Below are 7,818 nucleotides of genomic sequence, written 5' to 3' on the forward strand. Positions count from 1 at the left end.
GCTCGTAGTAGCGCGTGAGCTTGGCGTAGCCGAGCCGCTTGACCTCGTTGGGCGTGAACAGCCCGTCAAACAGCATCTGGTTGAGCGTGAGCGTCGTGCCACGGAAGTTGTAACGGCCAAAGTCGGTCAAGGGCGTCTCGCGGCTCTCGCGGCCGGTGCCGGCGCGCAAGTCGATCTGGGGGAAATAGCCGCCGCGGGCCACGTCTCGTTCGTTGCCGGCGGCCTGGAAGCCGTGCCAGCGGGCCTGCACCTCGGGGTTGCTGACCACCGCCTTGCGCGCTGCGTCCACCATGGGCTCAGGCAATGTTTGCGCCTGTGCTGCCATGCTGGTCAACACGGCCGCAGCGATTATTGAAAAGTTCGCTTTCATGCAACCACCTTGTTAATTAGTGTTTCGAGTTAGCGTTTATAGCTTCAAAATGTTGCTTTGAATATCCCCTATTCAAGGGATGCCAATCACCTACGCACCAGGTTTGCTGCCCCGCCGGCTTTCGGTTAGGCTTGCCGCCATGTGGAACGCTGCCATGACACGTCAAGGCCTTCGCGCCTGTCTCGTGCCTTGGGGCAGGGGGTGCTTGCTCGCCCTGCTGGTGGCGCTGGGCGCGTCGGTCGCGGCGCCAGATCTCGACAAGACCCAGGCCTTGGCCATGCAGCGCTATGGCTCGCGGGCTGCCGAGACGGTGGTGGCCTGGCGCCGGCTGATTGAAGAGTCGCGCGCGCTGCCCGATGCGGACAAGCTCGACAAGGTCAACACTTTCTTCAACCGGCGCATCCTGTTTGAAAGCGATGCCGTCATCTGGCAGCAGGAAGATTACTGGGCCACTCCGCTCGAGTTCATCGGCCGTGGCGCCGGTGATTGCGAAGACTTCTCGATAGCCAAGTACGTCACGCTGCTGATGCTCGGCATCGGCAACGATCGCTTACGCCTGATTTACGTCCGCGCCCGCATCGGTTCGACCACGACCGTGGCCCACATGGTGCTGGGGTTTTATCCCCAGCCGACCGATGAACCACTGATTCTCGACAACCTGATCAGCAGCGTGCGCCCCGCCTCGATGCGCAGCGATCTCGCACCGGTCTTCAGTTTCAACAGCGCCGGCTTGTGGGTGGGAGGGGGCACCTCCTCCCTGGCCGACCCCACGACACGCCTGTCGCGCTGGCGCGATGTGCTTGACCGTATGCGCCAGGAAGGCCTGTCGCCGTGACCCCTTCAACCCCGATCCCTTCACGTCCTGACTCACTCACGTCCTGATACATTCCCTTACTCAGCGAGTTACCACCATGTCCCTTATCAAACAGCTCTGGATCGCCATCATCGTGGTCATGACCATTGCCTTCGGCGGCAGCATGGTCGTCAGCGTGTTGTCTGCGCGCCACTATCTGGAGCAGCAGCTGCAAGTGAAGAACATCGACAACGCCACGGCGCTGGCCCTGTCGCTGTCGCAGCTGCCCAAGGACCAGGTCACGGTCGAGCTGCAGGTGGCGACCCAGTTTGACGCCGGGCACTACCGCTTCATTCGCATCGTTTCGCCCACCGGCCAGACACTGGTGGAGCGCATCTTCACCGGTCAATTGCAAGGCGCACCGGCCTGGTTCGCCGCGCTGATCCCGATCCGCGCAGCGCCCGGCCAGGCCCTGATCCAGGATGGCTGGAAACAGTATGGAACGCTCACCCTGGCCAGCCACGAGCAATATGTGTACAAGAGCCTGTGGGACGGCACGCTGGAGCTGCTGCTGTGGTTTGTGCTCGGCAGCGTGATCACCGGCATCGCCGGCACGCTGGCCATACGCTTCATCACACGGCCGCTGGGCGACGTGGTGGGCCAGGCTGAGGCCATTGCAGAGCGCCGCTTCCTGCGCATCGCAGAACCGCGCACCCCCGAACTGCGCAGCGTGGTGCGCGCCATGAACAGCATGGTGGAGCGCCTGAAAGCCCTTTTCAGCGAGGAGGCCGCGCGCCTGGAAGCGCTGCGCCAGAAGGTCAACCTGGACGCGCTGACCGGACTGTCCGGGCGCGAGCATTTCCTGTCGCAACTGCGCGAGTTGCTGGTGGGCGAGGACTCCGGCGCCGAAGGCGTGCTGATCATGCTGCGCGTGAAAGACCTGAACATGCTGAACGCCCGGCTCGGCCACCAGCGTGCGGATGTGCTGCTCCAGCAGCTCGGCGGCGTGCTCAAGGACAGCGCACAAGAGCATCTCGGCCAGCAGGCCGGGCGCCTGAAAGGCGGTGAATTTGCCCTGGCCTGTCCGGGCGTCACCTCGCCGGTGCAAGCCGCCAACGAGTTGGACCAGCGCCTGAACCAGGTCTGGCTGCCGAACTGGGCGGCCGAAATGCCCGACCTGTTTCACCTGGCGGCCGTATCCTACCAGCGCGGACAGGCCATCGGCGATCTGCTCAGCCGCGCCGACGAAGCCCTGGCACTCGCCGAGGCCCAGGGCCCGAACAGCTGGCATGCCAGCGATATCGACAGCGGCCGCGCCGCACGCCCCGCCGAGCAGTGGCGCAGCCTGCTGACCGAAGCCGTCGCCAGCGGCAAACTGCGGCTCGCCTTCCACCGCGTAGTCGGCAGCGGCAACCTTGCGGCCATCCACCAGGAAGGCGTGATTCGCCTGCAAATCGACGACGCCGGCACACTGCTGCCCGCCCGCGACTTCATGCCGATGGCCGCGCACCTCAACCTCAGCGCGCCAATAGACCTCGAGGTGGTCAGGCTCGCCATAGCCCACCTGCGCACCACGGCCGGCGACATTGCCGTCAACCTGTCGGCCGAAACCATCGCCGACTTCAGCTTCCGCTATGAGCTCAGGATGCTGCTGGAATTCCACCCCGAGATGTGCAAGCGACTGCTGTTCGAGGTGCCCGAGCAAGGTGTGTTCAAACAGTTCGATGCCTTTCGCGACCTGGTTCTTACCCTCAAACCACTGGGCTGCCGCGTCGGCATCGAATACTTCGGCCAGCGCTTTGCCGAAGGCGACAAACTCGCCGACCTCGGCCTGGACTACATCAAGGTCCACCCCAGCTATGTGCGAGACATCGCCCACAACCCGGGTAACCAGGAATTCCTCAAGGGCCTGTGCAACGTGGCACGCAATTTCGGCATCGTGGTGATAGCGCTCGGCGTCGAGTCCGACAGCGACCTGCCGCTGCTGGCCTCGCTCGGATTTGACGGCGTAACAGGACCGGGTGTAAAGTAACCAACTGTTAAAAGGCCGTGGCCGGTTCCAATTCCGATTCCTCATGCCACGCCGCATTGATTGGAATTGCCGTGAACTGCATGAAGTCCGTGCCTGCCAGATGGCCCCTTGGGCTCATTGGGGCCATTGGCCTGGTCTGGGCTGCATGCATCCCCGCGGGCCCGGTGCACGCGCAAGACCTCCGCGCACTGCAGACACCCACCGCCGTGCTGGCGGACGAACCGCCCGCGCTGCGTCGTCTGATGCAGCAGGCCAACGAGCTGGAGTCGGCGGTCGACACGGATGACAACGCCTGGCGCGCCGCCGTACTCTATTGCGAAGCATCCCGCTCAGGCAGCATTGAGGGGCAGTATCGCCTGGGCGTGCTCTATGCCTTTGGCAAAGGCGTCCCCGAGAGCCGGCCGCTCGCTGCCGCCCTGTTTTCCCAAGCCGCCTCGCAGGGTCATGCGCAGGCAGGCAAGATGCTCGACAGCGTTCAGCTCAGTTCAGCCGAACTGCCCGCCTGCGTGACGCAGGCCCAGTTGCCCGAGAAGGCGCCAACACGCGTTTTCCGGGATCTGCAGCTCGATTTAGCGTCCGGCAACACGCCCTCCATCGATCAGTTTCTGCAGGCCCTGCCGGCCCGCAAGCGCTGGGTGATCCCGCTGGCGACGACGCTGAGTGCGTGGTATTCGCTCGACCCCAGGCTGGTCCTCTCCGTCATCGCCGTGGAGTCCAACTTCGAGTCCGGCGCCCAGTCGCCCAAGGCGGCCATGGGGCTCATGCAACTGATTCCCGACACCGCCGAGCGCTTCAATGTGCGCAACGCCTACAACGCCACGCAGAACATGCGCGGCGGCATGGCCTACCTGCGCTGGCTGCTGGCGTACTACCGCGGCAACATCGCTTATGCGCTGGCCGCCTACAACGCCGGAGAGGGCCGGGTGGACCGCTACAAGGGCATACCGCCCTTCCCCGAGACCCGTGCCTACGTGCGCCGCGTGATGGGCCTGTACGGGCGCAGCAGCCACGACTTTGACGAGAGCATCACCGACGCCTCGCCGTGGCTGCGCCCCAAAGTCCCCTAAGTCGGTCAAYCCGGTCAGCCAAATCTCAGCCGCATAAAAAAAGGACAGGCCACTTGCGCGGTCTGCCCTGCAAAAACCAGCCCGGCCAGCGGGCGGCCGACGATCAGACGTCGGTTTTCAAATTGCCGTCAGCCAGCAACTTGGTGATGATGGCCGAGTCGGATGTCCCTCCCGCCGCAGCCTGCAAAGCCRCATATTGCACATTTTCCAGCGTGATGGTCTGCGTGACCGCACTGCCRGCACCAGCCGCATGAACMGAGATCAGTGTCTGGCCGCTGCCATTGGCAGAGAAGTCCAGGTACGCATCCAGGCTGCCYGCRTTGGCRTGCTCGSMGCTCAACARRTCCTTCARGTCCAATGCATCACCACCGATGCCGAGTGTGAAATCCTTGATCACATCGGCGGCCGGCGTTCCGACGGTGCCTTGATCACCCAGGCTCCACTTGAACGTATCGGAACCCAGACCGCCCGCCATCATGTCGTCCCCTGCCCCGCCAGTGATCGATTCACCTGTCGAGGTACCCAATATCGCATCACCGGCACTGGTTCCCGAGATCGGGTCGCCAGCACTTCCGCCCAGCAATTGGATATTCAGCGTCTGTGACGCCGTCAAATCGCCGTCTCCATCCGTCCCAGAAACACTGAACTGCAATACCTGCTCGGCCGGGAGAAGATTCTGACTGTACGAAAAAGAATCCACCTTTGCGTTCCCGCCCGTCACATTAAATGTGATCGTCGAAAAATCATTCAAAGGATTAATGGTGAATGACCCATCAACTCCGAAGGTAACCAGGCCGGCGTCCCCTGCATCAGTGGACCACGACATGACAAAGTCAGAGCTGGACTGCTGCTTGACCGCAAACGACACACTGTCCACCTGGTTGCCGGCAAACGTGACGCTGAAGTCATCGCCCGGGTTCAGGTTCCCGTCGTTCACGCCAAAACCAGCGCTCGTCGGCTTGATCTGGTCCCCGCCCAAACCGGTGAAGGTGATGGCATCTGCGCCAGTCCCCAGCGTCAGCGAAGGCACTGCCGCACCGCCCTGGACACTGCCAAAATCAGCCACCTTCGTCACCGACGGACGCGGGTCGATCAAATCGAATTCGTACGTCCCATCGGGGTTGATGGTCAGGGCAAAGAAGTTGGTCGTGCTGGCGCCGGTTCCGGCTGTGATGGTCGTTGATCCGTCGAGGTTGTGCTGTACGGCGGAATAATTGACACCACTCAGGCTTGTCAACGCGGACAAATTGATGACCCCTTCCCCATCTGCGCCGAAGGTCATATCGTGGGTGCCAGAAAGCACCCCTGCCTGGTTCGCAATAATGCCGTAATCAATTTGTGTGAACGTCGGCGCGTCGTCGTTGAAGGTCACGTTCAGCGTGCCGGTGGTGGAGCTGCCGTCGCTGTCGGTCACCGTGTAGGTGAGGCCTACGACCGGCGCGCTCGTTTCATTGTTGCCAGCCGCTTGCAGCACGTTGTCCACCAGCGTCAGCGTGTAGGCGCCTGTGGTCTGGTTCACCACCACATGGAACAACTCGCCACGCGGGCCGGTCGCCGTCAGTGTGCTGCCGCTCCACGTGTAGTTCACCGTTTCAGTGCCCACCGTGCCGCTGGTGCCGTTCAGCGAGGCAAAGTTGACCGTGCCCGCGCCGTCGCCGCCGAAACTCAAGGCCAGCGTGCCGGCATAGATCGCCTCGCTGGCGTTGCTGTCGCCGCCCTGGTTGGCGTTGATGTCGCCCGTGGTGCTGGCAGGGTTGCCGCCGCTCAGGCCGTCGTCATCCACAAAGGCCGCCGTGGTGCCACCCGTCGGGGTGTTGGCGTCCAGGCTGTCAAAGCTGACGGTGCCCGTGGTCGTGTCGCCGTCGCCATCGGTGACGGTGAAGGTGAAGTTGTCCAGCGGCTGGCTGCTGGTGTTGCTGTTGGCCGTGTAGGTGTACGCCCCCGTGGCAGCGTTCACCACCAGCTGGCCGGTGCCGGTCGTCACCGTGATCGTGCCGCCCACCGGCGCAACACCGTTGATGGAGGTGATCGAGGCGCCGTCCGCGCCCGCCACGAAGTCAAACGTGCCGCCGACGCTGGAGCCTTCGTTCACCGTGACCGTGCCTTCATTGCTGGCCGTCGGCGCATCGTCGTTGAAGGTCACGTTCAGCGTGCCGGTGGTGGAGCTGCCGTCGCTGTCGGTCACCGTGTAGGTGAGGCCTACGACCGGCGCGCTCGTTTCATTGTTGCCAGCCGCTTGCAGCACGTTGTCCACCAGCGTCAGCGTGTAGGCGCCCGTGGTCTGGTTCACCACCACATGGAACAACTCGCCACGCGGGCCGATCGCCGTCAGCGTGCTGCCGCTCCACGTGTAGTTCACCGTTTCGGTGCCCACCGTGCCACTGGTGCCGTTCAGCGAGGCAAAGTTGACCGTGCCCGCGCCGTCACCGCCGAAACTCAAGGCCAGCGTGCCGGTATAGATCGCCTCGCTTGCGTTGCTGTCGCCACCCTGGTTGGCGTTGATGTCGCCCGTGGTGCTGGCAGGGTTGCCGCCGCTCAAGCCGTCGTCGTCCACAAAGGCCGCCGTGGTGCCGCCCGTCGGGGTGTTGGCGTCCAGGCTGTCAAAGCTGACGGTGCCCGTGGTTGTGTCGCCGTCGCCATCGGTGACGGTGAAGGTGAAGTTGTCCAGCGGCTGGCTGCTGGTGTTGCTGTTGGCCGTGTAGGTATACGCACCCGTGGCAGCGTTCACCACCAACTGGCCCGTGCCGGTCGTCACCGTGATCGTGCCGCCCACCGGCGCAACACCGTTGACAGAGGTGATCGAGGCGCCGTCCGCGCCCGCCACGAAGTCAAACGTGCCGCCGACGCTGGAGCCTTCGTTCACTGTGACCGTGCCTTCATTGCTGGCCGTCGGCACATCGTCCACGATGTCCACGGTGATGGTGCTGGTCACCGTGTTGCCGTTGGCATCCGTCGCCTGGTAGGTGAAGGTGTCGCGGTTGTTCTCGGTGTTGGTGCCGTTGTTGGCATCCGGGCTGGTGTCAAAGCGCTGCGTCAGCGTGTAGCTGTAGCTGCCGTCCGCATTGAGCGTCAGCGTGCCGAAGCTGCCTGCGGCCGGGCTCGTCAGCGCGTAGCTGTAGCCGCCTGCRCCGCCGCTGACGTTGCCCACCAGCGTGCCGGCCGCCGTCTCGGCCGTGCTCGACGGGTTGCTGCCCGTGGCCAGCGCCGCTTCGTTGACCGTGATGTCGTCGTTGCTTGCCACCAGGCCGGCGTCGGTCAGCGTGATCGTCAGCGTCGTCGTGCTCAGGTCGCCGTCGCCGTCCTTGATGGTGTACACAAAGGTGTCGGTCGCACCRGCCGGCGGCACCACGTTCGGGCTGCCGTCGTAGCTGTAGCTGCCGTTGGCCTGCAGTGTCAGCGTGCCGAAGCTGCCGGCAATGACCGTGTTCACGCCCGTCTGCACCGCCGTCGTGGTGTCGCCTCCGGCCACCCGCACGCCCACCACGCCGCCACCGGCTGCCGCGCCGTCGGCGCCGAACACGTCGTCCGTGCCGTCCGTCAGCACGTTGCCGCCCAC

General features: G+C 64.0%; 5 protein-coding genes. 3 read left to right on the forward strand and 2 right to left on the reverse strand.

Going from position 1 to position 7,818, the window contains the following annotated elements; genetic code table 11:
* Positions 1-370 (reverse strand): TolC family protein (locus AC1DUR_RS25600; RefSeq protein ID WP_477722374.1); only part of this gene is annotated, 370 nt, incomplete at its 3' end.
* A 154-nt stretch (positions 371-524) separates the two neighbouring features.
* Here AC1DUR_RS25600 and AC1DUR_RS25605 point away from each other — a divergent pair.
* The 3 genes from AC1DUR_RS25605 to AC1DUR_RS25615 all read left to right on the forward strand — a co-directional run bounded on the left by AC1DUR_RS25605 (position 525) and on the right by AC1DUR_RS25615 (position 4,262).
* On the forward strand, positions 525-1,205 hold the full coding sequence (locus tag AC1DUR_RS25605) for a transglutaminase-like cysteine peptidase (protein WP_477720908.1): 681 nt from the start codon (positions 525-527) through the stop codon (positions 1,203-1,205).
* Positions 1,206-1,281: 76 nt separating this feature from the next.
* On the forward strand, positions 1,282-3,195 hold the full coding sequence (locus tag AC1DUR_RS25610) for an EAL domain-containing protein (RefSeq protein WP_477720909.1): 1,914 nt from the start codon (positions 1,282-1,284) through the stop codon (positions 3,193-3,195).
* 80 nt (positions 3,196-3,275) lie between these two features.
* Positions 3,276-4,262 carry a transglycosylase SLT domain-containing protein gene (locus AC1DUR_RS25615; RefSeq protein WP_477720910.1) on the forward strand — a complete coding sequence of 329 codons (987 nt, stop codon included), beginning with the start codon at positions 3,276-3,278 and terminating at the stop codon, positions 4,260-4,262.
* Positions 4,263-4,365: 103 nt separating this feature from the next.
* Here the strand turns inward: AC1DUR_RS25615 and AC1DUR_RS25620 are convergent.
* The coding region (locus tag AC1DUR_RS25620; protein WP_477722375.1) for a beta strand repeat-containing protein at positions 4,366-7,818 on the reverse strand (3,453 nt) is incomplete at its 5' end.

The sequence above is a fragment of the Polaromonas sp. P4_F4 genome (assembly GCF_056401355.1).

Coding starts and splice junctions, on each gene's coding strand:
- AC1DUR_RS25605 (WP_477720908.1), top strand. CDS start 525: ATGACACGTCAAGGCCTTCGCGCCTGTCTCGTGCCTTGGGGCAGGGGG.
- AC1DUR_RS25615 (WP_477720910.1), top strand. CDS start 3,276: ATGAAGTCCGTGCCTGCCAGATGGCCCCTTGGGCTCATTGGGGCCATT.
- AC1DUR_RS25610 (WP_477720909.1), top strand. CDS start 1,282: ATGTCCCTTATCAAACAGCTCTGGATCGCCATCATCGTGGTCATGACC.